Genomic DNA, 23,387 nt, shown 5'->3' on the forward strand with positions numbered 1-23,387 from the left:
GCGCCTGACCGGTGGCCCCTCAGGGCCGCGGACACCCGCGCGCCAGCGCGGCGATAACGCGGTACTCTCGGGCTGTGAGCAGCAGCGATATCACCGCGTCGGCGGCCTGGCAGGCACTGCGCAGCAATCACCGCACCGTTGCGCCGATGCACCTACGGCAGCTGTTCGCGGACGATCCGGCGCGCGGTCGCGAGCTGACGCTGCAGGTAGCCGATCTGCACATCGACTACAGCAAACATCGCGTGACTCGCGAAACCCTGCGCCTACTCATTGATCTCGCGCACACGGCCGGTGTACCGCAACGCCGCGACGCGATGTACTCGGGTCAGCACATCAATACTTCCGAGGACCGCGCGGTCGGCCATATCGCGCTGCGCCTGCCGGTCGGCGATCAGCTCTGTATCGACGGCACCGATGCCGAGGCCGAGGTGCACGAAGTCCTGCACAGGATGGGCGAATTCGCCGATGCGGTGCGCTCGGGAACGTGGCGCGGCGCCACCGGCGAACGCATCGAGACCATCGTCAATATCGGCATCGGCGGCTCGGATCTCGGCCCCGACATGGTGTATCGCGCGTTGCGCAGCTATGTCGACGCGGGCATCGGCGCCCGGTTCGTCTCGAATGTGGATCCCGCCGACCTCGTCGCCAAGCTCGCCGGCCTCGACCCCGCGACCACCTTGTTCATCGTCGCGTCCAAGACGTTCTCGACGCTGGAAACCCTCACCAACGCGACCGCCGCGCGCCGCTGGCTGGTCGACGCGCTGGACGAGAAGGCGGTCGCCAAGCATTTCGTCGCGGTGTCGACGAACGCGGAACGGGTCGCCGACTTCGGTATCGACACCGCGAATATGTTCGGCTTCTGGGATTGGGTCGGCGGTCGCTACTCGGTGGATTCGGCGATCGGGCTTTCGGTGATGGTGACCATCGGCAAGGAGCGGTTCGCGCAGTTCCTCAGCGGAATGCACGCCGTAGACAAGCATTTCGCCACCGCGCCGCTGGCGGAGAACGCACCGGTACTGCTGGCGATGCTCGGCGTCTGGTACTCGAATTTCTTCGGTGCGGAATCCCGTGCGGTCCTGCCCTATTCGAACGATATGGCCCGATTCCCCGCCTATCTGCAGCAATTGACGATGGAGTCCAACGGTAAGTCGGTGCGCGCCGACGGTACCCCGGTCACCACGTCGACCGGCGAGATCTTCTGGGGCGAGCCGGGTACCAACGGTCAGCACGCCTTCTATCAGCTCCTGCATCAGGGCACCCGCCTGATCCCCGCCGATTTCCTCGGCTTCGCCAGGTCCACCGACGACCTGCCGACCCTCGACGGCACCGGCAGCATGCAGGACATCCTGATCAGCAACCTGTTCGCGCAGTCGAAGGTGCTGGCCTTCGGCAAGACCGCCGAGGAGATCCGCGCGGAGGGCACCGACCCGGAACTGGTGCCGCACAAGGTGATGCCGGGCAACCGGCCGAGCACCACGATCCTCGCCGCCGAGCTCACACCGTCGGCGCTCGGCCAGCTGATCGCGCTCTACGAGCATCAGGTGTTCGTCGAGGGCATCATCTGGGGCGTCGACAGTTTCGATCAGTGGGGTGTCGAGCTGGGCAAACAGCAGGCGCTGGCCCTGATGCCGCTGCTGAGCGAGCCGGAAAAGCCGGTGTCGGTGGGTGATTCGTCGACCGATGCGCTCATCGAGTGGTATCGGGCGCATCGCCGCTGACCGGGTTCGCGGCCAAGGCGGCGTGGATCCGGCTGGTGACGCTGGAGGTGATGATGGTGAGCAGGGTGCCGAGCACCACCAGGTCGAAGACGATCTGCACCATCGTCACGATGCGGGCGACCTGACCGACGGCATGGACATCGCCGAATCCGACGGTACCGAGGGTCACCAGCGTGTAATACAGCGCGTCGGTACGAGTCTCGAGGCCGACGAATTGATCCGGATACAGTTGCTGTAGCCGGAAATAGAACAGGGCGAACACCGTGCCGACGACACACACGATCAGCAGCAATCCGTCGACCCGCCCGCCTGCGGCGGTCGGCGCGCGCAGGAAGGTCTCGACCCGCCGCCACACCAGCCATCCCAGCCCGATCACACCGGCGAGGAACATGCACACACCGACCGCTCGCCCGGGCCACGCGTCGATATCGAACACCCACCCCACCGGCACGCTGTAGTAGAACAGCAGCGCGCACAGTGCCGCCGCACCGTTGCGCATCATGTGGCCGGGGACCCGCCGAGGTCGCTTCATCACTCCATGATTGCCCGGCGTCCGTCGAATCCCGCGCCGTACGCGCCGGTAAATCAGTTCTCGCGGTAGCCGCGACCCGCCGCGGTCAGGACGAGATCGGCACGGTGCCGACTCGCGGCGATGAGGTCGGCATTGCGCAGATCGCTGCCCGCCACCTTGGCGCTCGCCTGGTCCGGCGTCCGTCCGCCGACGATGTGCCGGTGCAGCAGTCGCTCGGTGAGCACCGGTCGCGGCGCGTCCAGGTACCAGCACGCGTCCAGCAGCCCACGGACCTCGGCCCAGCCGGGCGCCTCGTCATCGGTCAACAGCAGGTAGTTCCCTTCGACGAGGGCGATGCGTTCGTCGCGCACGATCACCCCGGCCTCGGTGGGCTCGTCGATCCTCCGATCGAACAGCGGCCACGGCACGGCGACGCCGACCGGAGTCTCGCGCAGCAACCGCAGGTCGGCTATGAAACTCGCCGCGTCGAAGGTATCCGGTTCCCCTTTGCGCGCCAGCGCGTTTCGCGCGAGCAACACCTCGTTGCGCAGGTGGTAACCATCCATCGGCGCGACGACAGCGGGCCGCGCGGCGTCGATCAGTGCGCGGCAGAGCAGCTGTGCCAGCGTCGATTTCCCGGCCCCGGGCGGCCCGGCGATCCCGAGCAGGAACCGCTCGTGGCCCGCCGGAACCCGTTGGGCCAGCTCACCCACCGACAGCGTGTCGTTCGCCCAGGTCACCTCCCGACCCTACCGGCGAGCTAGCGCACGTCGACGAACCCGCGCTCGAGGATCGCGCCGGTGTCGACGCCGACGGGCAGGGTGCCGAAGGCGATGCCCCAGTCGGCGCCGAGGCGCGTCGCGCAGAAGGCATCCGCGACGGCAGGATGGCCGTGGCGCACCAGCTGCGCGCCCTGGAGGACCAGCGCCATCAGCTCCACGACGCGGCGGGCGCGGTATTCGATATCGGACAGGTCGCTGAGTTCCTTGCCCACCCGGTCGATCGCGTCGTCGAGGCGCGCGTCGGCACCGCGAGCGAGCCCCACCTCGGCGAAGTACGCCTCGACCGTCTCGGGCTGACGCCCCATGGCACGCAACGCGTCCAGCGCCGCCACATTGCCCGACCCTTCCCAGATCGACATGAGCGGTGCCTCGCGATACAGCCGCGGCATGCCCGACTCCTCGGCATAGCCGTTGCCGCCCAGGCATTCCAGCGCTTCGGCGGCATGCGCGGGAGCGCGTTTGCAGACCCAGTACTTGGTGATGGCCAGCGCGATCCGGCGCAGCGCGGCCTCCGCCGGATCGCCCCCCGCGCGGTCGGTGGCCCCGGCCAGCCGCATCATCACCGTGGTCGCGGCCTCGGATTCGATGACGAGGTCGGCCAGCACATTGCGCATGGCGGGCTGGTCGATCAGCTCGGCGCCGAAGGCTTTTCGGTGGCGCGCGTGGTGGATCGCGGTGACCGCGCCGAGCCGCATGCCGGTGGCCGAGCCGATCACGCAGTCGAGGCGGGTCATGTTGACCATCTCGATGATCGTCTTCACGCCTGCTCCCTCGGCGCCGACGAGCCAGCCGGTGGCGTTCTCGTATTCGAGCTCCGAGGACGCGTTGGACTTGTTGCCCAGCTTGTCTTTCAGCCGCTGGATGCGAAGGGCGTTGCGGGTGCCGTCGGGCAGTACGCGCGGCAGCAGGAAACACGACAGGCCACCGGGGGCCTGCGCGAGGGTGAGGAACATGTCCGACATGGGGGCCGAGGTGAACCACTTGTGCCCGACGACGCGGTACGAACCGTCGGGTTGTGGCGTGGCGGTGGTGGTGTTGGCCCGCACGTCGGAGCCGCCCTGCTTCTCCGTCATCGACATGCCCGCGATGAGACCGGCCTTGGTCGACGGTTCGCGCAGGCCGAAATCGTAGGTGCGCGAACCGAGTAGCGGCTCGAAACGGGCCGCCAGTTCGGGATTGTGGCGCAGCGCGGGCACCACGGCGTAGGTCATCGAGATCGGGCACATGTGGCCGGCGTCGGCGGCGCCCCAGGTGTAGAACTTGGCGGCGCGGGCGGTGTGCGCGCCGGGACGCTCGTCCAGCCACGGCGAACCGTGCAGACCATGCGTGACCGCGACATTCATCAGGTCGTGCCAATGCGGATGGAACTCCACCTCGTCGACGCGATTGCCCCACCGGTCGTGGGTGTGCAGCACCGGCGGGTACTCGTTGGCGAGCCTGCCCCACTCCTGTGCCTCGAAACCGCCTGCCAGCAGGCCGAGTTCGCGCACTTCGGCTTCCGCCCAGCCCGCGCCTTCGCGGTGCAGCCCCTCGAGCAGCGCGGGGTTGCGCGCGGCATCGAAGGGGATCAGCGGGGGCGCCTGGTTGAACACTTCGTGGGTCGACATGTTCGGTGACTCCTTCGACTACGACGTTTGCGGGCGCGCACCGAGGGCGCGCACGGCGAAAGCGACCAATTCGGGGATGACGGTCTCGGCCTGCGGAGCGGCGGCCAGCGGGCCGACCAGCACCTCCCCGATCGCGCCGACGAGGGCGGCGGCGGCGAGGCCGGCGTTCTGGGCGGGTAGGCGGCCCTCGGCCACCCCGTGCTCGATCGCGGTTTCGAACGACGCGGCGAACGCGCGCCGAAATTCCAGCCGCTGCGCGTCGACCACGGCGTCGACGGGCTCGACCAACAGCACGTAGGCCAGTTTCGGATTCTTCATCGCGCGCCCGGCGAAGGTCTCCACCGCTGCGGTGACCCGCTCCACCACGTCACCGTCGGCCACCGCGGCGCGCACCGCGTCGACTTCGCGGGCGACGACCGTCCGAAAGACCGCTGTGACCAACTCGGCCTTGTTCTCGAACTGCTTGTACACGGTGCCCGTCGCTATTCCCGCCGCCACGGCGACCGCGGCCATCGACAGCCCGGCGAATCCGTCACGCGAGAGCACCCGGGTGGCGGCCTGCACGATCAGCGCCCGTTGCGCGTCGAGTCTGGCCTGGACAGCCGGGGTCCTTCGGTACACCATGTGAAGAAGTGAAGCACGGATTCATATCTTCACACAAGGGCTCCGTGGCCGTATGGTCAGAGGAGATGGACCACCTCACAGTCGTCGACGAGATCTTCCTGCGGACCCACCGCGCGATGGGCACGCCCATCGCGCTACAGGGTCTGTGGCGCACCCCTGACGCGATGGAACCCGCGCTTCTGCGAGCGATTCACGATCGCTTGCGCCTGGGTCGGCTCGGCCGCAGGGTCGTCAGCGCCCGGGTTCCCGGCGCGCGCCGAGCCTGGCGGCCCAACACCAGCGCCCACCCCCTCGATCTCCTCCCGAACGTCGGTGCCACCGAAACCGACTGGCCGACGAGGCCGATCGTCCCCACCCCCGTCGATCCCGACCGGGTCGTCGGGCCGCTCGCCGCCCACGCGATCCTGCCGTGGGCCGACAACCTCGGCGCCGATCTCGACCCGGAGTTCGCGCCCGGCTGGCGGCTGTCCGCCGCCCGCCTCGAGGACGGTGGAACCGTTGTCGCGCTGACCTGTTCGCACGTCCTGGCCGACGCCCGCGGCCTGATCCACGCCGTCACGGTCGCCCTGCGATCTCTCGATCCGGCGCACGAGACAACGGTGGGACCGGAGGACGCCCGGCCACCGCGCACCGTCTTACCGACGATCAGCGAAACACAGTGCCCTGCACCTGCTTCGGAGTGGTCGGATGCGGTCTCCCAATGGGTCACCATCGTCGGCGGCACCGCCCGCGCGCTCGCTCGAAGGCCGACCCGGCGGCAGGCACGCCACACCACAGACCACGGACCACGCGGATCAGCATCCGGCGGCCCGAGTTTCGCGGCGACCGGCGACCGACACCTACGCCCACTGCTGCTGACCTTCGATGCCGCCCAGTGGGACACCACCGCGAGCGCCCTCGACGCGACCCCGAACAGCCTGTTCATTCACCTGGTCGCGAACATCCTGTGGCAGAACGGTTTCCCGAACCCGACGATCACCGCGAGCTTGCCCGTCGACACCCGCGACGAACCCCGAGTCGACAACGATCTCGCGATGACCGAGATCGTTGTCCACCCCACCGACACTCCCGCGACCATCCGCGACAAAGCCAGATCCGCCTATCTGCGCCGGATGTCCAGCCCCGCCGACCTGCCGGAGGAGATCCTCCAGGTCATCCCCGACCGATGGGCCTACGCCCTCAGCAAGGGCGCGGGCGAGCGAGACATCCTGTGCTCCAATATCGGATCCATGCCCGACGCCGTGCGAAGAATCGGCCCGCACGACTGCACCCGCGTGGCCGCCCGGGCGATCCACCACGGCATCGCCACCTTCCCGCGCACCCAGCTCGAGGGCTACCTGTCCCAACTCGGCGAGACCTACACCCTCGCCCTGATCGGCCTCACCACCGACAACGACTCGCTGCCCGTTGCCATCGACAAGGCTTGCGCGGCACTGGATTTAACGCCCCGCCCCTGGTAGTCAGCCGGCGGCGATCCCGGTGAGCAGGGCGCGCAACCCCCAGACGAACTGATCCTCGGAGTTCCACGCCGCCATCGCGTCCACCTGTGCCGCGGTGCGTGGCCAGCGATCGACGTCGAGCAGGGCCAGCCCTTCCCGACGTTGCGCGATCCGCTCGGATTCCGGGGTGAGCGGCGGCTTCGCGTCGGTCTCGGCGACGGTGAGCGCGATCGCGCCCAGGACCTGCACGATCACCGCGTACACGCCGTGCGCCTGCTGCGCTTCCGACAGCCCGCCCCTGGCCAGACACCCGAACATCGCCTCGCCGACGTCACTGGCCGCCGGTCCGTCCATCGGCCCCGACATCATCAACATCGCGACCGCCGGATGCGCGAACAGTTGCGCGCGCAGACCGAGCGCGAACCCGATCACCGCGTCGGCCCACTCCACGTCACCACTGCGCAGGGGTTCGAGGGCGACCGCCGAGAGCACGCGCTCGATCACCGCCCGCTCCAGATCGGCCCGGCTCGCCACATAGGTGTACACCGCGTTGGGATTCACCCCGAGGGCGCTCGCCACCGCGCGGATCGACAGCGCCCCGGCCCCGCCCTCATCGAGCAGTCGCAGCGCGATATCGACCACCTGCTCCTCGGTGAACGAGCGCCGAGCCGGACGCGACGCACCCGCACCTGTTGACTTCGCCTTGGACATGCGGTGAACTGTACCCCGTACAGCTACCTGTACTCCGTACAGCCAGAATGGATCATCATGCGAAACAAGCCATGGGCCACCATCACGCTGCTGATCAGCGCCCCGATTCTGATGAACCTCGCCTTCGTCGGTCTCGGGATGGCATTCGACTATCCCGACGTCCTGCAATTGCCCGCCACCGAGATCCTCGCCCGATTCCGGGCCGACCAGCCCACGATCGTCACGCTGTTCACCCTGCTCGCGGCCGCGGCCTGCGCTTTCGTCCCGGTGTCGATCCTGATCGGCCGCCTGGACGACTCCCCCACGATGCGCTGGGCGGTGCGCGTGGGCATCGCCGCCGCTGTGGTGCAAACGATCGGCCTGCTGCGCTGGCCGCTGCTGGTCCCCACCCTGACCGACGCGGACACCTTCGAACGACAGCACACCCTGCTCGGCACGCTCCTCGGCGAAACCGCCGGGTACGCCCTCACCGCGATCTGGACCGCACTGGTCATCGCGGCCCTGCGCACTCCGCGCTGGTTCGCCGCGCTCGGCTACACCAGCGCCGCCGCCATCGCCGCCGGCGTCGTCATCCCGCTCGGACTGGAGCCCGCCGCCATCGTCAACTTCCTCGGCTACCTGCTGTGGAGCGGGTGGCTGGTGGCCTTCGCCGCGCTGCTCGGTCGCGGCGCGTTCGCGCCTCAGGTCGCGGTCATCCCGACGAGCAGCACGCGAAGCCCCCAGACGAACTGATCGACGGAGGTCCAGGCGGCGATCTCCGTCAAGTGCGCGACAGTGCGCGGCCACCGGGTCGGATCCAGCTCGCTCAGTGCCGCGCGACGGGCCGCGATCCGCTCGGATTCTCCAGGCAACGGCGGTCTTCCGTCGGTTTCGGCCACGTCGAGCGCGATCGAACCGAACACGTGCACCAACACCGCGTACACCCCCCGCGCCCGGATGGGCGCCGGTAGGCCGCCGCGGGCGAGGCAGACGAACAGCGACTCGGTCATCGCACGCGCCACCGGTCCGTCGGCCGACGGACTGTCCATCGGCCCCGCCATGATCAGCTCCGCGACCGCGGGGTGCTCGAAGAGCCGACCGCGCATACCGAGCGCGAACTGGATCACCGCCGCGGTCCACTCCACACCGTCATCGGTGAGCGGACCGAGCGCCACCGTCGACAGCACGCTCTCGATCACCGCCCGTTCGAGGCCGTCCGCCCCACCGAAGCGGGTGCGTACGGCGTCCGGGGCGACCCCGAGCCGTCGCGCCACCGCGCCGACGGACAGGGCCCGCGCGCCGTCCGAGTCGAGGACGGCGAGCGCGGCGTCGATCGCCCGCTGCTCGGCGAGTACCCCGTCACCGACGCCCCCACCTGGGTTTTCCGCCTCGGACATGCGTCGAACTGTACCGCGCGGCGGCCCGCGGAATCCTTCACTGATCAGGGTGTCAGGCCGAGCCGGGTGGCCAGCCACGGCAGCTGATCACGCAGCCCGCGCTCCCACAGCGCGAAGTTGTGTCCACCGGGCAGAATCCGCAATCGCACGTCCATCCCCGCCTCCCGCGCCGCCTCGTACATCCGCTCCACCTGCGGTCGATACATCGCGTCGTCGGCGCCGACCACGAACGCACCGGCGGAGTCCGGATACGTCCGCGTTCGCAGCAGTTCGAGCGGATCGACCCGCAGCAGCGCCGCGGTGTCCCCACCGAACGCGGCATCGACCGTGCGCTGACGGTCGCCCAGCGTCGGCTCGTCCTGACCGGACATGTCAAGGAAGGTGGGATAGACCGCGGGATAATTGGTGGCAAGTTGCAGTGCGCAGGTGCCGCCGTAGGAGAGTCCACCCACCGCCCAGGAACGCGGATCCGGGTCGATCTGCAGCGTCGCCCGCGTCCAGTTCGGTACGTCGACGGCCAGGTAGGTGGCGACATTGCCGAGCTTCGAGTCCAGACACAGCGGATTCGCCAGCTGGGAGCCTGTCCCGTCGGCCACCACGACGACCGGCGCGAGCCCGTTGTGCGCGCGGGCGAAGGAATCCATGGTCTGGGCCAGCCGCCCACCCACGAACCAGTCCTGCGGCGCGCCCGGCTCACCGGCAAGCAACACCAGCACCGGCAGCAGCGGCCGCGGATCGGCGAAATAGGCGGGCGGCAGATAGATCTGGGCATCGCGTGCGGTGAATCCGGACGCGGTCGGCGGGATCGCCGCGGTCAGTACCCGCCCGTGGTCGGGCAATCCGTCGGGCGGGTGCCAGGCCGGCTCCAGCGGACGCGCGCTGATCACCTGCTCGCGCCGGGTCAGCTCGGCGGCGTCGACGCGGTCGAGGTGTTCGATCCCGAGCGCCGCTCCCACCGTCGGGTACGACGCGTACTCGAGATTGATCCGCACCCCCACCGCGACCAGCACCGCCAGCGCCGCGAACACCGTCACCACGCCGGTCAACACCGTCTTGCGCACCAGAATCCGCGGCACCACCAGCAGCACTGCGGCCAGCGCGATCCCGATCAGCACGTAGACCGACACGGCGATCGGATCGGGGAACGGCCGCCATATCTCCTCGACCACCAGGTACAGCGCCACGGTCAGCACCGTCGCGGTCAGCAGCACGATCGGCATGGTCGTGGTCACATATCGGCGTGCGCGCGGCAGCAGCAACCAGACCGCACCCACGGCGCCCAGCACCGCCGACGCCACCGGCAACCATCCGGTGAGCAACGACAGATCCGTGATTCGCGTCATCTCTGACCTCCACAGATGCCACTTCGACTGTCCCAGCGCGCGCATCGCGGTCCTGATATGGACGCGATGACATACGGTACACAGACGACGTCACCGTGCCGGTGCGGCGCACTCGCAGCAAAGGGTGGTTCTATGAACGACAGCGCGGCTGCCACCGAACCGGCTATCTCACGCGGCGTCACCATGGCGCACACCGTGATCCGCCGGATGCCGTTCACCCTCGGCTTCCTCGGCGTGGTCGTGATCCTCGGCATCGCGAGCGGTGGGCTCTGGCGCAGACTCGACGAGCGTTCCTGGTTCCCCGATATCGCTTACGGCTGGCCCCCGCTCACCGAGGGCAGATGGTGGACGCCGCTGTCGGGCTCGTTCTTCGGACTCACCCCGTTCCAATACTGCTGCATGGTTGTCATTTTCGCGGCCGGAGTCGGCTGGGCGGAGTGGCGACTGGGCACCCTGCGCACCGCGCTGGTCTGCCTGTCCGGCCAGCTGATCGGCATCCTCGGCGCGGCGGTGACGGTCGGACTGCTGGCCCACACCCATCTCGATTGGGCCGACCGGCTTTCCGAGGTTCGCGATGTCGGCTTCACCACGGCCACGTTCTCGGCGTTGGCCGCTGTCTCGGCGACCCTGCGTTCGCCGTGGCGCCTGCGGGTGCGCGCCGTGCTGAGCGCCCACGTGGCGCTCACGTTCCTGTTCGAATCCACCTTCGCCGATCTCATGCATCTGCTCGCCATCGCCGTGTGGCTGCCCGTGGGCGAAAAGCTGTTCAGCCGTACCGAACACGGCTTCTGGCCACGCACCCGACGCGAGGTCCGCATGCTGGCCTTCATCGGGCTGCTGGTGATCGCGACGGCCTCGGTGGCGGTGTACTTCTTTCCCAGCAACAGCCTGCTCGGCCCCACCGAGAACGAACGCGGCTCGCTGTGGAGCACGATCCTGACCGTGGTCGTGATCACGGTGGTGGCCGAGCAGTTGCGCAAAGGCAGGCGCTGGGCGTGGTGGGGCACCCTCGTCTACGGCCTGCTGCACGTGGTGTTCACGCTGGTGCTGCTCGGCGTGGCCATCGGCACCGACTACGAGACCACCGGTGCGGTGACGGTCGGCACCGGCCTGCTGTGGGCGGTCGAGGTGGCGCTGCTCTACGGCGGTCGCGGCGCGTTCCGGGTACCCGTCCGCCGCAAGATCACCGACGGTGCGCTCAGCGGTACCGATCCGGGAAAAGCGCTGCGCGCGTTGCTCGCCCGCTACGGCGGCAGCACCATGTCATGGATGACCACCTGGCCGGAGAACAAATACTGGTTCGCCGCCGACGGCGAACGCTGCGTCGCCTATCAGCGCCACGCGGGCACCATTGTCGTGCTCACCGATCCGATCGGCCCGGCCGAACTGCTCCCCGCCACCATCGCCGGGTTCACCGATCGCTGTGAAGCCGCCGGCCTCATTCCGTGCCTGTTCTCCACCACCGAGGCGGTCGCCGATATCGCAGGCGAACTCGGTTGGCGCAGTGTGCAGATCGCCGAGGACACCATCGTCGATCTGCCGCAGCTCGAGTTCAAAGGCAAAGCGTGGCAGGATATCCGGTCCGCGATCAACCGGGCGAACAAGGAGGGCATCGAGTTCCGGCTCGTCGAGCTGGCCGACGAGCCGTTCGCGCTGATCGCCCAGGTTCGGGCCATCTCCGAGGAGTGGGTGGGCGAAAAGGGTTTGCCCGAAATGGGATTCACGCTCGGCGGTGTGGAGGAGGCACTCGATCCGGCCGTGCGGGTCGGGCTGGCCGTCGATGCCTCGGGCACCGTGCACGGGGTCACCTCGTGGCTGCCCGTGTACGGTCCCGGCGACGAGATCCGCGGCTGGACCCTCGACGTGATGCGCAGGCGCCCCGACGGATTCCGGCCGGTGGTGGAATTCCTCATCGCCTCGTCCTGCCAGGCGTTCAAAACCGAAGGCGCCGAGCTTGTTTCGCTCTCGGGCGCGCCGCTGGCACGCAGTGCGAGTACCGACGGCGCCGAGCCGATCGATCGACTGCTCGAAGGGCTCGGCGCCGCGATGGAGCCGTATTACGGCTTCCGGTCACTGCATTCGTTCAAGGCCAAGTTCCAGCCCCGCCACGAGCCGGTGTACCTGTGCTATCGAGACGAGGCCGACCTGCCCCGCATCGGCATCGCCCTGACGAAGGCATACCTGCCCGAGGTGTCGGCCAAGGACCTGATGGCACTCGGGGCGTCCGGGTAGTAGCACCAACGGATCTCAGCTCACCGGCACCGCGGTCGGCGCGACCAGGGCGAGCACGTCAGCGGGCACATCGATGCCCGGTTCGAGATCGTCGGCCGGGATCGGCTCGCCCCATACCTGCCGCAGCGGCACCACCCCCGCCCACACACCGCCGGTCGCGATGTCGCCCTCGTCATCGTTCGGGCCGCCCGAGCGCACCTTCACCGACGCCTCGGCGAGGTCGAGCGCGAGCACCATCGTCGCCGCCATCTCCTTGCGGTTGGGCGGGCGAACCCGATCCCAGGCGCCGGGCGCCGCCTGCTCGACGATCGCCCGCAGCGCGGTGTCGCGCTCGGCTCCGTCGGTGACCAGCACCGCCCTGCCCCGGATCACCGCGCAGCGGTAGTTCATCGAGAAGTGCATCGCCGAGCGCGCGTACACCAGCCCGTCGACGTGGGTCACCGTGAGACAGATATCGGTGTCGATCGCGGCGCGCAGATTGCCCGCGCCCGTGGATCCGTGCAGGTACAGCGTGTCGCCGACGCGACCGTAGATGGTGGGCAGGGCCACCGGCGATCCGCCGAGTGGCACCGCGAGGTGGCAGACCACACCCGCGTCGAGCACCGCGTCCAGTGCCGCGCGGTCGGTGGCGCCGCGTTCCTTGGCGCGCGTCAGCGTGGTGCGCGGGGTCGGTGACAGGGGGTTGCGGTTGTCATCGTGCGTGCTCATACACTGAGCTTCGCCGAACAAGTGGACTGCACAAAGGTCCAATCACCAACAATATCAATAGGCCAATTCGAGGTGGACGATGCTCGACGATCTTCCGATTCCGCTCGACCGCACCGCCCCGGAACCGCTGTCGGTGCAGGTGGCCGACGCTCTGCGCGTCGCGGCGACCGGGCGGGTGTTGCGCATCGGCGATCGGTTGCCGTCCTCGCGCGCCCTCGCACAGCGACTCGGGGTGAGCCGGGCCGTGGTGGCGGGCGCCTACGACCAGCTGCACGCCGAAGGCTGGCTGACCGGCAGGCACGGCTCCGGCACCTACCTCAGCACCGCCCCCGCCGCCGCACCACCGGCCACCGGGGTCGACCTCGGCGTCGATCCCGACGCGGGCCTGCTCGATCTCGGTCCGGGCGCACCGTGCGCCGAGGCGATCGACCCCGCGGCCTGGCGCCGCGCCTGGCGCGCGGCGGGCGATCAGGCACCGGAGGCCCGCAAGAATCGCGCGGGCGAACCCGATTTCCTGGCGGCGGTCGCCGATCATCTCCTGCGCCATCGAGGTCTGGCGGCCGGCGCGGGATCGGTGGTGCTGGCCACCGCCGGTACCAGCGCCGCGGTGGGTGAGCTCGCCACCGCGCTGCTTCGTCCCGGCGACACCGTCGCCATCGAGGACCCGGGCTACCTGCGCGCCGTCGGAGCATTGCGGGCAGTCGGCATCGAGGTTGTCCCGGTACCCGTCGATGCGGGTGGTCTGCGCGTGGATCTGCTTCCCGCCGGGGTTCGCGCGGTGTATTGCACACCGGCGCACCAGTTCCCGCTCGGCGCGATGATGCCCGCGGCGCGCCGGGTCGAGCTCATCGAATTCGCCAGAAGCACAGGCACGTTCATCATCGAGGACGACTACGACGGCGAACTGCGCTATGACACAGCGCCATTGCCGCTACTGGCGGCCATGGCGCCCGACGTTGTCGTCCACCTCGGCACCACCAGCAAGATCATCGCCACCACCCTCGGCGTCGGCTGGCTCGTCGCCCGCCCCGACATCACCGACGCCGTGCTCGCCCATCGCGCCGAGATCGGCAGTTCACCGAGCCCCGCCGGGCAACAGATCCTCAGCGAATTCGCCCGCCACGGCGACCTGTCCCGGCATCTGCGCCGACTCCGCCGGGTCGTGCCACCGCGTCGCGCCCTGGTCGTCGACGAACTCGCCCGCCGCGGCCTGCCCGTCATCGGTGACTACGCGGGTTCGCACGTGGTGGTCGAACTTCCCGGCCCCGACGCCGAACGCGGGGCCGTCGACGCCGCCCGTGCCCGCGGCGTCCTGCTCGACGGCCTTGCCCGCCACCACCTCGGCGAACCACACCACTTCGGTGTCGCCATCGGCTACACCGCGCTCAACAGCGTCGACCTCGCCCGAGCCGTGCCCATCGCGGCCGACTGCCTGGCCGAAGCGTGCCGACAGTAGCCGACCGGCACCGATCCGCTCGATCGCCACTGCGAGCTCCCGCGCAGCCGCCCACCGGGCTGTCGCGGTCGTAGCATGGACCAGGACCCGGCATTACCCTCCGACTATCGAAGTGGGTGAGAGCGCATGACCGATCAGGACATTCTGGCGCGGATCAAACAACTGGTCGACGATGAGCACGCCCTGCGAGCCAAGGCCACGGCGGGCGAGATCGACCCGGTAGCCGAACGCAAGCAGCTGGCCGAACTGGAAGTGATGCTCGATCAGGCATGGGATCTGCTGCGGCAGCGGCGCGCCCGCAGCGGCTCCGGCGAATCCCCCGAGGAAACCGGGCTGCGTTCCCCCCATGAGGTCGAGGGCTACCTGCAGTGACCGACGCCGAATACGACGTGATCGTCATCGGCGCGGGCCCGGCGGGTGAGAACGCGGCCGCCTACGCCATCGCGGGCAGCGACCGCACCGCCGCCCTCGTCGAACGGGAACTGTTCGGCGGCGAATGCAGCTATTGGGCCTGCATCCCCAGCAAGGCATTGCTGCGCCCCGGCGCCGTGCTCGGCCTCGGCGAGGCGATGGCAGGAGTGCGCGCGAGCGGCCCCCAGGTCGCCGAGGTCCTCGCCCGTCGCGATGGGTTCGTGCACGATCGCGACGACAGTTCCCAGGTCGAGTGGGCGAGGACAGCGGGCGTCGAACCCGTCCGCGGCGCGGGGCGGCTGGTCGGCGAACGACTCGTCGAGGTCGACACCGGCGACGGCGTGCGGCTCTTGCGTGCCCGGCACGCCGTCGTGGTGGCGACCGGCACCGCCGCCACCATCCCGGACATTCCCGGCGTGCGCGAGGCGTTGCCGTGGACCTCGCGCGACGCCACCAACCTAACCATCGTCCCGCGCCGGGTCGCGATCATCGGCGGCGGTGTCGTCGCATGTGAAACGGCCACCTGGCTGGCCGAACTCGGCGCCCAGGAAGTGACCCTGCTGGTGCGGGGCGACCGCCTGCTGCCGCGCAGCGAGTCGTTCGCCTCGGAGCTGGTGTTGCGGGGCTTGCGCGAGCGCGCGAGCGTCGAGGTGCGGTTCCATACCGAACCGGTGCTGGTCTCGCGCCGCGATCCCGAGGACACCGGAGTCGGACGCCTGCACGGCGGTCCGGTCACCCTGGTACTCGACGACGGCGAACTCGAGGTCGACGAACTCGTCGTCGCCACCGGCCGCACCCCCGCCACCTCGAATCTCGGCCTCGACGCGGTGGGGCTGCCCGCCGGTTACCTCGACGTCGACGACCAGCTGACCGTGCGGGCGGTGCCCGGCGAGTGGCTCTACGCCGTCGGCGACGTGAATCATCGGGTGGCACTGACGCATATGGGCAAGTACCAGGCCAGGGTGTGCGGCGATGTGATCGCCGCGCGCGCGGAGAGCAGGCCGCTCGACGGCACCCGTTTCACCGCGAGCGCCGACCATCAACAGGTACCCCAAGTCGTCTACACCGCACCGGAACTCGCCTCCGTCGGGATCACCGAACACCAGGCGCGCACGGCCGGATACGCGGTGGACACCGTCGAGCTCGAGATCGCCGTCGCGGGTTCGGCGCTCTCGCGCGACGACTTCCACGGCCGCGCGAAACTCGTCATCGACACCGCCGCCGACCGCCTGCTCGGCGCCACCTTCGTCGGCCCCGATATGGGCGAGCAGCTGCACGCGGCCACCATCGCGGTGGTGGGACGGGTACCGCTGGACACGCTGTGGCACGCGGTGCCCGCCTTTCCGGCCGTCAGCGAATTCTGGCTCCGGCTGTTGGAAGCGTGGCGCGAGAAGACTATTTGAGCAGCCGCGACATCCGTCGGTCGGCGAGCACCTTGCCGTCGGTCTGGCAGGTGGCGCAGTACTGGAACGACCGCTCCGCGTAGGACACCTCACGCACGGTGTCACCACAGACCGGGCACGCCTGCCCGGTTCTGGCGTGCACCCGCATACCCGAGCGCTTCTCGCCCTTCAACCGGGCCGCGTCTTGGCCCACCGAGCGGTCGACCGCGTCGAGCAGCACCGTGCGCATCGCGGTGTACAACCGCGAAACCTTCTCCGCCGACATGGTTCTGGTGTTCGCGAACGGGGAGATCTTCGCGGTGTGCAGGATCTCGTCGGAATAGGCGTTGCCGATTCCGGCGATCAGCGTCTGATCCACGATCGCGGTCTTGATCCGCTGCGAAGTACTTTTCAGCAACGCGTCGAATTCGTCCTCGGTGAGCGCGAGCGCGTCGGGTCCGAGCCGCGCGATGCCCGGCACCACCAACGGATCCTCGACGACGTACACCGCCAGCCGCTTCTTCGTCCCCGCCTCGGTCAGGTCGATCGCGGGCGTCGCGCCCTCGGGAGTGAAGAAATGCACGCGCAGCGCCAGCGGGCTCTTCCCACCCGGCTTCGGCGGCAGCGGATTCGGCTCATCAACCCAGCGCAACCAGCCACCGCGCGACAAATGGGTGATCAACCACAGTCCGCCACAATCCATTCCGAGGAATTTCCCCCACCGCCCCGCACCGGTGACATCGCGGCCGGACAACGCGGTGACCGGTGGGTCGAAGGTCTTCACCGCACTCAGGGCCGCCACGTCCACACGGCCGACCACAGCGCCGACGGCATGATCCCGAAGGAACTGCGCCAACGCCTCGATTTCCGGCAGTTCGGGCACGGTTGCCAGTTTAGCTATTCATCGCGCGTCGGCGCGGGATCCATCGCGCAGCAAATAGACATCCATGATCCAGCCTTTTTCCGCGCGCAGTTCCGCGCGGCGGGCCACGATGCGGCTTTCGACCTCGCGCAGCGATCCTTCGATCAGGATTTCGTCGGGCATGCCCAGGTAGGCGCCCCACCAGATGTGGATATCGTCGCCGCGCACCTCGGTGAACGAGCATTCACCATCCAGCATCACCACGGTCGACCCCGGCCCGAGCCCTTCCTCACGCAGTCTGCGCCCGGTCGTGACGTGCACGGGCTCCCCGATCCGGTGCAGCACCATCCGGTGCCGGGCGGCCAGCGCGGCGATGCTGGTGACGCCGGGAATCACCTCGTAATCGAAGCTCGCGCGACCCCGCGCCAGCACGTGCTCGACCATCCGCAGGGTGCTGTCGTAGAGCGCCGGATCCCCCCAGACGAGGATCGCGCCGACGCCGTCCACCTGGTCGAAAGCGGTTTCGAGAAGTTCGGACCGGCGTTCGTGCCAGTCCACGACCACCCCGGCGTAGTCAGCGGGAGTGCGCTCACGCGGTGGATCGGCGATCTCGATGATCCGATGCGGGGTGTCCACGTGTTCGGCCAGGATCGTGGTCCGCACATCGACGAGTTCCTGTTTCTCGGCGCCCTTGCCGATCACGAAGAAGGCCTCCGCCTTTCGCATGGCCTTGATCGCCTGGATCGTCACCTGGTCGGGGTCGCCGGCGCCGATGCCGATCACGTAGAGCTTGCGCATAGCCGAAGAGCTTGCCAGGTGCCGGGCCGCCGAGCCGACCCCCGTAGGATCGCCAGACGTGGCCACCCCTGATACCCAGTACGAGGATCTGCTCCGGCACGTTCTGGAGCGAGGCACGCCCAAGGCCGATCGCACCGGCACCGGCACCCGCAGCATCTTCGGTCACCAACTGCGCTACGACCTGGCCGAGTCCTTCCCGCTGATCACCACCAAGCGGGTCCACATGAAGTCCATCGCCTACGAACTGCTGTGGTTCCTGCGCGGCGACTCCAACGTCTCCTGGCTGCGCGAACACGGCGTGACGATCTGGGACGAATGGGCCGATGACAAGGGTGAGCTCGGCCCCGTCTACGGCGTGCAGTGGCGCTCGTGGCCCACCCCGGACGGCACCCACATCGACCAGATCGCCCAAGTGCTCCACACCCTGCGCACCGACCCGGATTCGCGCCGGATGATCGTCTCGGCCTGGAATGTGGCCGACCTGGACAAGATGGCGCTCGCCCCCTGCCACGCCTTCTTCCAGTTCTATGTCGCCGACGGCAAGCTGTCCTGCCAGCTGTATCAGCGCAGCGCCGACCTGTTCCTCGGGGTGCCGTTCAATATCGCCAGCTACGCCCTGCTCACGCTGATGGTCGCCCAGCAGACCGAACTGGAGCCGGGCGAGTTCATCTGGACCGGCGGCGATGTGCACATCTACGACAACCACGTCGACCAGGTCCGCGAGCAGCTCACCCGCGAGCCCTTCCCGTTCCCGACCCTGCGTCTGCGCCCGGCGACGAGCCTGTTCGACTACGTCTACTCCGACATCGAACTGTCGGACTACGAACATCACCCCGGCATCAAGGCGCCGGTGGCGGTGTGAGGCGGATCGGCCTGATCTGGGCGCAGGCGAACAACCGGGTGATCGGCGTCGACAACACCATTCCCTGGCGGGTGCCCGAGGACATGGCGAACTTCCGCGACACCACCATGGGGCACCCGGTGATCATGGGCAGACGGACCTGGGATTCGCTGCCCGCGAGCTTTCGCCCGCTGTCGGGCCGCCGCAATATCGTAGTCACTCGCCAGACCGATTGGGCTGCCGACGGCGCCGAACGCGCCGCGTCCGTACCCGACGCGCTGACGATGACCGGCGAGTCCGACACCTGGGTCGCGGGCGGCGGCGAGATCTACCGCGCCGCGCTGCCGTCGGCCACGACACTGCTGGTCACCGAGGTCGACACCACCGTGGCAGGCGATGCGTTCGCCCCGGTCATCGGCCCGGAATGGCACGCGGACGAGGCGCCGTGGCTGACCTCGAAAACCGGTCTGCGCTACCGCATTCGCCACTACACTCGCGGCTGACAACACACCGCTAACGGTCGCGGCAAAACGCCCGAACCCGTGGGCGCCGTCGGGCATACTCCTCGCAAGACCCGCCCGCGAGATGCCTGCGAAAGGCCTGATCCATGGACAAGAAATCGCTGACCGCCGTGGCCCGTCAACAGCTCAAGCTGGCGGCGACGTCGACGAGCGGCCGGAGTTCGCAAACCCTGATCGGCGGCCACACCCACGCGCTGCGACAGACGGTCGTCGCGCTCACCGAGGGTCAGAGCCTGGCCGAGCACGACAATGCGGGCGACGCCACCATCCAGGTGCTCTCCGGCACGCTGGTGCTGATCGCGGGCACCGATGAGTGGAAGGGCTCGGCGGGCGATCTGCTCGTGGTGCCGCGTGCCCGGCACAGTGTCAAAGCCGTCGACAACGTCACATTCTTGCTGACCGTCGCGAAATAGCAGGTTGATCGCCCGAATCGCTTGACACCCCAGGTGTCGATCGAACCTGTCGGCGCGGAGCCGTACTGTGGACGCCATGGGTGAGCCACAACCGATCATCGATCCACTCACGCCGTCCGCGATCTTCCTCGTCGCCACCATCGACTCCGGTGGCGAATCCGCGGTCCGCGACCTCTTGGCCGACATCTCCGGTTTGCGCCGTTCGATCGGATTTCGGGTACCCGGTGAAGGATTGAGCTGCATCACCTCGATCGGCTCGGCGGCCTGGGATCGGCTCTTCGTCGGCCCGAAACCCGCTGAGCTGCACGAGTTCCCGGGTTATCACGGCCCGATCCACAGCGCACCGGCCACCCCCGGCGACCTGTTCTTCCACATCAGGGGCGAGACCCAGGGTCCGTGCTTCGAACTCGCCATGGTCATCGGCGCGCGCCTGAAAGGCGCGGCGACCATCGTCGACGAGACGGTCGGCTTCCGCTATTTCGAGCAGCGTGACCTGCTCGGCTTCGTCGACGGCACCGAGAACCCCGAAGGCCCCGGCGCGGCCTCGGCAGCGCTGATCGGCGACGAGGACCCCGAGTTCACCGGCGGTAGCTACGTGATCGTGCAGAAGTACACCCACCCGCTCGACCGGTGGAACGCGCTGTCGATCGAGGAGCAGGAGCGGGTGATCGGGCGAACCAAGCTCGCCGACTACGAACTGCCCGACGATGTGAAACCCGCCGACTCGCACGTCGCGGTGAACACCATCATCGACCCCGACGGCACCGAACGCCAGATCGTGCGCGCCAACATGCCGTTCGGCACCATCGGCACCGGCGAGTTCGGCACCTACTACGTGGCCTACGCCGCCACCCCGAGCGTTACCGAACGCATGCTCGAACGAATGTTCCTCGGCACCGACGAGGCGGCCCACGACCGCATCCTCGACTTCTCCTCCGCCGTGACCGGCACGCTCTTCTTCACTCCCACTGTGGATTTCCTCGATGACCTGCCCGACGCACCGGACGCTTCGGATACATCGGCCATCGAGATCGAGCCGGCGACACTGCCGGAAATCGTCCCCGTCGAACGTGGCGACGCGACGGCGACCGCTCGCTCGGACGGTTCCCTCGCCATCGGCACGATGAAAAGGAGTATCTGAATGAACAACCTGCATCGCGAACTCGCGCCGATCACCAGCGAAGCCTGGTCGCAGATCGAAGAGGAGGCGACCCGCACGTTCAAGCGCAATATCGCGGGCCGCCGGGTGGTCGACGTATCGGGACCGCACGGTTTCGACTACTCCGCCCGCAACCTCGGCCGGGTCACCTCGATCGCCTCACCCACCGACGGCGTGCAGGCCCGCCAGCGCGTGATCCAACCGGTCATCGAGCTGCGGGTGCCGTTCAGTTTGCAACGCTCCGAACTAGACGACATCGAACGCGGAGCGGGCGACGCCGACTTCGACAGTCTCAAGGACGCCGCGCAGAAGATCGCCTTCGCCGAAGACCGCGCGATCTTCGAGGGTTACAAGGGTGCGGGCATCACCGGCATCCGCGACGCCGCCTCGAACTCCCCCGTCGCCCTCCCGAGCAATGTCGTCGACATTCCCGATGCCATCTCGCACGCCCTCACCGGCCTGCGGCTGGCCGGCGTGCAGGGCCCGTACTCGGTGGTGCTCAGCGCCGAGCTGTACACCCAGATCAGTGAGACCTCCGACCACGGTCACCCGATCCGGACCCACATCGAGCGGCTGATCGAGGGTGAGATCATCTGGGCGCCCGCGATTTCCGGCGGTTTCGCGCTCACCACCCGCGGCGGCGACTTCGAGCTCGCGCTGGGTCAGGACCTGTCGATCGGCTACCTCAGCCACGACGCCGAGACCGTGCAGCTGTACTTCCAGGAGACCTTCACCTTCCTCGTGGAGACCTCCGAGGCAGCGGTATCGCTCGGGTCGTGAGTCCGTGGCGGTGCGCACCGCTAGGGTGAGCCACGAATCGTGATTCGCCGATCGGCGCGAGCATCGGGCCCGGCGAGCTGGAGAGGGAGGGTCGCATGTCGGTCGTGCGTGCCGGTGTGGTGCCCACCGGGCGGAGCCTGTTCTACTGCGCGATCGCAGTGCTGGTCACCACGGGCGTCGTCGGGTTGTTCCTGGCGATGTTCGGGGTGAACCGGGCGATCACCGGGCTGCTGGCCGGGGCGATCGGTGGGCTCGCGGTGGGTGTGGGGCTGTTCGTCCGTGATGTCATCGAGCTGCACGAGCACGCGATCTACGCGCGGACCCCGTTCCGCTCGTCGACGGTGCCGTGGGACCGTGTCGTCGCGGGCCGCTTCACCCTCGACGAGCACGCCCGCTGGGCACTGGCGCTCGATCTGCGCGGCGAGTCGGCCGACGAGCTGGTGCTGCTGTCCATCCCGCCGGTGATCCGGCCCGTCGCGGGCGCCTACGACATGCGCAAGCGCGAACAGGTGAGCGAGATCCGGGAGATGCTGCGTGCCAAGCGAATCCCGATCACCGTGCTGCCCGAGATCGCGGGCGCGCTCAACCAGCACTGGCAGATCGCGCCGCCGACCGCTCGCTGAGACCCGCTACGCACTCGCCTCGGATTCGAATCTGCGCCGGTAGTCCGAGGGCGGCACCCCGAGGCGCGCGACGAATGCCCGGCGTAGTGCCTCGGCGCTGGCGAATCCCGCGCCGGAGGCCGCCCGGCTCACCGAACTGCCGGCTTCGAGCTCGGCCCGGGCGAGGTCGAAGCGCACGTTCGCCGCGTACTCGGCCGGGCCGAGCCCGGTCTCCTCGGTGAACAGACGGGTGAGGTGACGCACGCTCACATTGACGTGTCGCGCGAGGTCCCCCACGCTGTGCCGCGCGGCGGGATCACTGGCGATCAAGTCGGTGATCACCCGCACCGGACCGGGCGGCAGGGCGACGGCGCGCAACGGCGTCGAGAACTGGGTCTGCCCGCCGGAACGCTGCAGATAGACCAGCAGGCCCTGAGCGACCTGGCGAGCGATATCGCCGCCCAGATCGTCGGCCACCAAGGCCAGCGCGAGGTCGATGCCCGCCGCGACTCCGGCCGAGGTCGCGATGTCGTTGTCCCGCACGAAGATCCGGTCCGCCTGCACGTCTACCCGGGGATACCGGCGGGCGAGTTCGGCGGTGAACTTCCAGTGTGTCGTCGCGCTCCGGCCGTCCAGCATTCCCAGTTCGGCCAGCACGAAGGCGCCACTGCAAATGGAAACGACCCGGCGGCTGCGCGCGGCGAGGAGGCGGGCGGCCTCGACCAGATCGGGACGCACGAACACCGAGGGACGCACGTCGCTGCCCGGCACCACGAGCGTGTCGAGCAGTGGCGAATCCGCCGCCGAGGTCATCACAGCAACTCCCTGGCCCACCGAACTGTGCACGGGTGCGCCGGTGGGTGAGATCAGCACGATCTCGTAGGCGTCGGCGAACTGATTCGCCTCGACGAAGACCTCCGCCGGACCGACGTAGTCGAGCGCTTTCACCCCGTCGAACAGGAGAAACCCGATACGCCGTGTACCACTGGACGCGCTGTGGCGTAGGCGATTGCGGGGTGTTGACATGGCGTTCAATCTAATATGTGGCCTAAAGGGCTGGATCTTCGGCCGTTCCGGTGGGCGACAGCGCACCGGAGCTCGACAACTATGG

Annotated in this window: 24 protein-coding genes; 13 read left to right on the top strand and 11 right to left on the bottom strand. The window is 68.7% G+C overall.

The genetic code is table 11. From position 1 onward, the window contains the following. The first annotated feature begins 74 nt into the window (after positions 1-74). Entirely contained in the window at positions 75-1,718 is a 1,644-nt protein-coding gene (pgi, locus tag NA12_RS13045; protein WP_067449593.1) for a glucose-6-phosphate isomerase, read from the top strand. On the opposite strand, the gene NA12_RS13050 is transcribed toward pgi, so the two are convergent. From NA12_RS13050 to NA12_RS13065, 4 genes are read right to left on the bottom strand one after another with little or no spacing between them, the layout of a single operon-like run. Continuing rightward, the gene (locus NA12_RS13050; protein WP_067449594.1) at positions 1,687-2,250 is read right to left on the bottom strand and encodes a potassium channel family protein; all 564 of its coding nucleotides are present in this window, start codon (positions 2,248-2,250) and stop codon (positions 1,687-1,689) included. The genes pgi and NA12_RS13050 overlap by 32 nt on opposite strands. A gap of 53 nt (positions 2,251-2,303) precedes the next feature. Beyond that, positions 2,304-2,969 (bottom strand): nucleoside/nucleotide kinase family protein, encoded by a 666-nt coding sequence (locus tag NA12_RS13055; RefSeq protein ID WP_067449595.1) that lies wholly within the window; start codon positions 2,967-2,969, stop codon positions 2,304-2,306. Between the two features lie 20 nt (positions 2,970-2,989). After that, positions 2,990-4,618, bottom strand: a complete 1,629-nt coding sequence (locus NA12_RS13060) for an acyl-CoA dehydrogenase family protein (RefSeq protein ID WP_067449596.1) — start codon at positions 4,616-4,618, stop codon at positions 2,990-2,992. Between the two features lie 18 nt (positions 4,619-4,636). Beyond that, positions 4,637-5,242, bottom strand: a complete 606-nt coding sequence (locus NA12_RS13065; RefSeq protein WP_067449597.1) for a TetR/AcrR family transcriptional regulator — start codon at positions 5,240-5,242, stop codon at positions 4,637-4,639. Between the two features lie 65 nt (positions 5,243-5,307). Here NA12_RS13065 and NA12_RS13070 point away from each other — a divergent pair, with 65 nt between their 5' ends. Further along, positions 5,308-6,702, top strand: coding sequence for a hypothetical protein (locus tag NA12_RS13070; protein ID WP_067449598.1), 1,395 nt, complete (start codon positions 5,308-5,310; stop codon positions 6,700-6,702). On the opposite strand, the gene NA12_RS13075 is transcribed toward NA12_RS13070, so the two are convergent. Further along, the gene (locus tag NA12_RS13075; RefSeq protein WP_067449599.1) at positions 6,703-7,392 is read right to left on the bottom strand and encodes a TetR/AcrR family transcriptional regulator; all 690 of its coding nucleotides are present in this window, start codon (positions 7,390-7,392) and stop codon (positions 6,703-6,705) included. A 57-nt stretch (positions 7,393-7,449) separates the two neighbouring features. Here NA12_RS13075 and NA12_RS13080 point away from each other — a divergent pair, with 57 nt between their 5' ends. Continuing rightward, entirely contained in the window at positions 7,450-8,124 is a 675-nt protein-coding gene (locus tag NA12_RS13080; protein ID WP_067449746.1) for a DUF4386 family protein, read from the top strand. On the opposite strand, the gene NA12_RS13085 is transcribed toward NA12_RS13080, so the two are convergent. Further along, positions 8,073-8,768: a TetR/AcrR family transcriptional regulator gene (locus tag NA12_RS13085; RefSeq protein ID WP_243654733.1), complete on the bottom strand. Its 696-nt coding sequence runs from the start codon at positions 8,766-8,768 to the stop codon at positions 8,073-8,075. The genes NA12_RS13080 and NA12_RS13085 overlap by 52 nt on opposite strands. A 44-nt stretch (positions 8,769-8,812) precedes the next feature. Then, positions 8,813-10,111 carry an alpha/beta hydrolase gene (locus NA12_RS13090; protein WP_067449600.1) on the bottom strand — a complete coding sequence of 433 codons (1,299 nt, stop codon included), beginning with the start codon at positions 10,109-10,111 and terminating at the stop codon, positions 8,813-8,815. 132 nt (positions 10,112-10,243) lie between these two features. On the opposite strand from NA12_RS13090, the gene NA12_RS13095 reads away from it, so the two are divergent. Beyond that, positions 10,244-12,343 carry a bifunctional lysylphosphatidylglycerol flippase/synthetase MprF gene (locus NA12_RS13095; protein ID WP_084472737.1) on the top strand — a complete coding sequence of 700 codons (2,100 nt, stop codon included), beginning with the start codon at positions 10,244-10,246 and terminating at the stop codon, positions 12,341-12,343. Between the two features lie 15 nt (positions 12,344-12,358). On the opposite strand, the gene NA12_RS13100 is transcribed toward NA12_RS13095, so the two are convergent. After that, on the bottom strand, positions 12,359-13,051 hold the full coding sequence (locus NA12_RS13100) for a pyridoxamine 5'-phosphate oxidase family protein (protein WP_067449601.1): 693 nt from the start codon (positions 13,049-13,051) through the stop codon (positions 12,359-12,361). A gap of 79 nt (positions 13,052-13,130) precedes the next feature. Here NA12_RS13100 and pdxR point away from each other — a divergent pair, with 79 nt between their 5' ends. The 3 genes from pdxR (at position 13,131) to NA12_RS13115 (ending at position 16,321) form a co-directional block, all read left to right on the top strand. Further along, positions 13,131-14,507, top strand: coding sequence for a MocR-like pyridoxine biosynthesis transcription factor PdxR (pdxR, locus tag NA12_RS13105; protein ID WP_067449602.1), 1,377 nt, complete (start codon positions 13,131-13,133; stop codon positions 14,505-14,507). Between the two features lie 126 nt (positions 14,508-14,633). Continuing rightward, a complete protein-coding gene (locus NA12_RS13110) occupies positions 14,634-14,879 on the top strand; it encodes a DUF2630 family protein (RefSeq protein ID WP_067449603.1) in 246 nt (81 codons plus the stop codon). Continuing rightward, complete coding sequence (locus NA12_RS13115) at positions 14,876-16,321, top strand: dihydrolipoyl dehydrogenase family protein (RefSeq protein ID WP_067449604.1); 1,446 nt, start codon at positions 14,876-14,878, stop codon at positions 16,319-16,321. The genes NA12_RS13110 and NA12_RS13115 overlap by 4 nt, the downstream gene beginning before the upstream one ends. On the opposite strand, the gene NA12_RS13120 is transcribed toward NA12_RS13115, so the two are convergent. Both NA12_RS13120 and cobF read right to left on the bottom strand, forming a co-directional pair. Beyond that, positions 16,314-17,183: an Fpg/Nei family DNA glycosylase gene (locus NA12_RS13120; RefSeq protein ID WP_067449605.1), complete on the bottom strand. Its 870-nt coding sequence runs from the start codon at positions 17,181-17,183 to the stop codon at positions 16,314-16,316. The two genes, NA12_RS13115 and NA12_RS13120, sit on opposite strands and share 8 nt — an antisense overlap. Before the next feature lie 18 nt (positions 17,184-17,201). Next, positions 17,202-17,960 carry a precorrin-6A synthase (deacetylating) gene (gene cobF / locus NA12_RS13125; RefSeq protein ID WP_067449606.1) on the bottom strand — a complete coding sequence of 253 codons (759 nt, stop codon included), beginning with the start codon at positions 17,958-17,960 and terminating at the stop codon, positions 17,202-17,204. Between the two features lie 58 nt (positions 17,961-18,018). Between cobF and NA12_RS13130 the strand changes: the two genes are divergently transcribed. The 6 genes from NA12_RS13130 (at position 18,019) to NA12_RS13155 (ending at position 22,297) form a co-directional block, all read left to right on the top strand. Further along, positions 18,019-18,822 carry a thymidylate synthase gene (locus NA12_RS13130; protein WP_067449607.1) on the top strand — a complete coding sequence of 268 codons (804 nt, stop codon included), beginning with the start codon at positions 18,019-18,021 and terminating at the stop codon, positions 18,820-18,822. After that, positions 18,819-19,304: a dihydrofolate reductase gene (locus NA12_RS13135; protein ID WP_067449608.1), complete on the top strand. Its 486-nt coding sequence runs from the start codon at positions 18,819-18,821 to the stop codon at positions 19,302-19,304. Before NA12_RS13130 ends, NA12_RS13135 begins: the two co-directional genes overlap by 4 nt. A 104-nt stretch (positions 19,305-19,408) precedes the next feature. Beyond that, entirely contained in the window at positions 19,409-19,735 is a 327-nt protein-coding gene (locus NA12_RS13140; protein ID WP_067449609.1) for a cupin domain-containing protein, read from the top strand. A gap of 76 nt (positions 19,736-19,811) precedes the next feature. Beyond that, the gene (locus NA12_RS13145; RefSeq protein WP_067449610.1) at positions 19,812-20,876 is read left to right on the top strand and encodes a Dyp-type peroxidase; all 1,065 of its coding nucleotides are present in this window, start codon (positions 19,812-19,814) and stop codon (positions 20,874-20,876) included. After that, positions 20,877-21,674 (top strand): family 1 encapsulin nanocompartment shell protein, encoded by a 798-nt coding sequence (locus NA12_RS13150; protein WP_067449611.1) that lies wholly within the window; start codon positions 20,877-20,879, stop codon positions 21,672-21,674. 95 nt (positions 21,675-21,769) lie between these two features. Further along, entirely contained in the window at positions 21,770-22,297 is a 528-nt protein-coding gene (locus NA12_RS13155; protein ID WP_067449612.1) for a hypothetical protein, read from the top strand. Between the two features lie 6 nt (positions 22,298-22,303). Here the strand turns inward: NA12_RS13155 and NA12_RS13160 are convergent, their stop codons facing one another. After that, positions 22,304-23,302 (bottom strand): GlxA family transcriptional regulator, encoded by a 999-nt coding sequence (locus NA12_RS13160; protein WP_067449613.1) that lies wholly within the window; start codon positions 23,300-23,302, stop codon positions 22,304-22,306. Positions 23,303-23,387: the final 85 nt, after the last annotated feature.

The organism is Nocardia alba NBRC 108234 (assembly GCF_001612665.1).
GTDB lineage: Bacteria > Actinomycetota > Actinomycetes > Mycobacteriales > Mycobacteriaceae > Nocardia > Nocardia alba.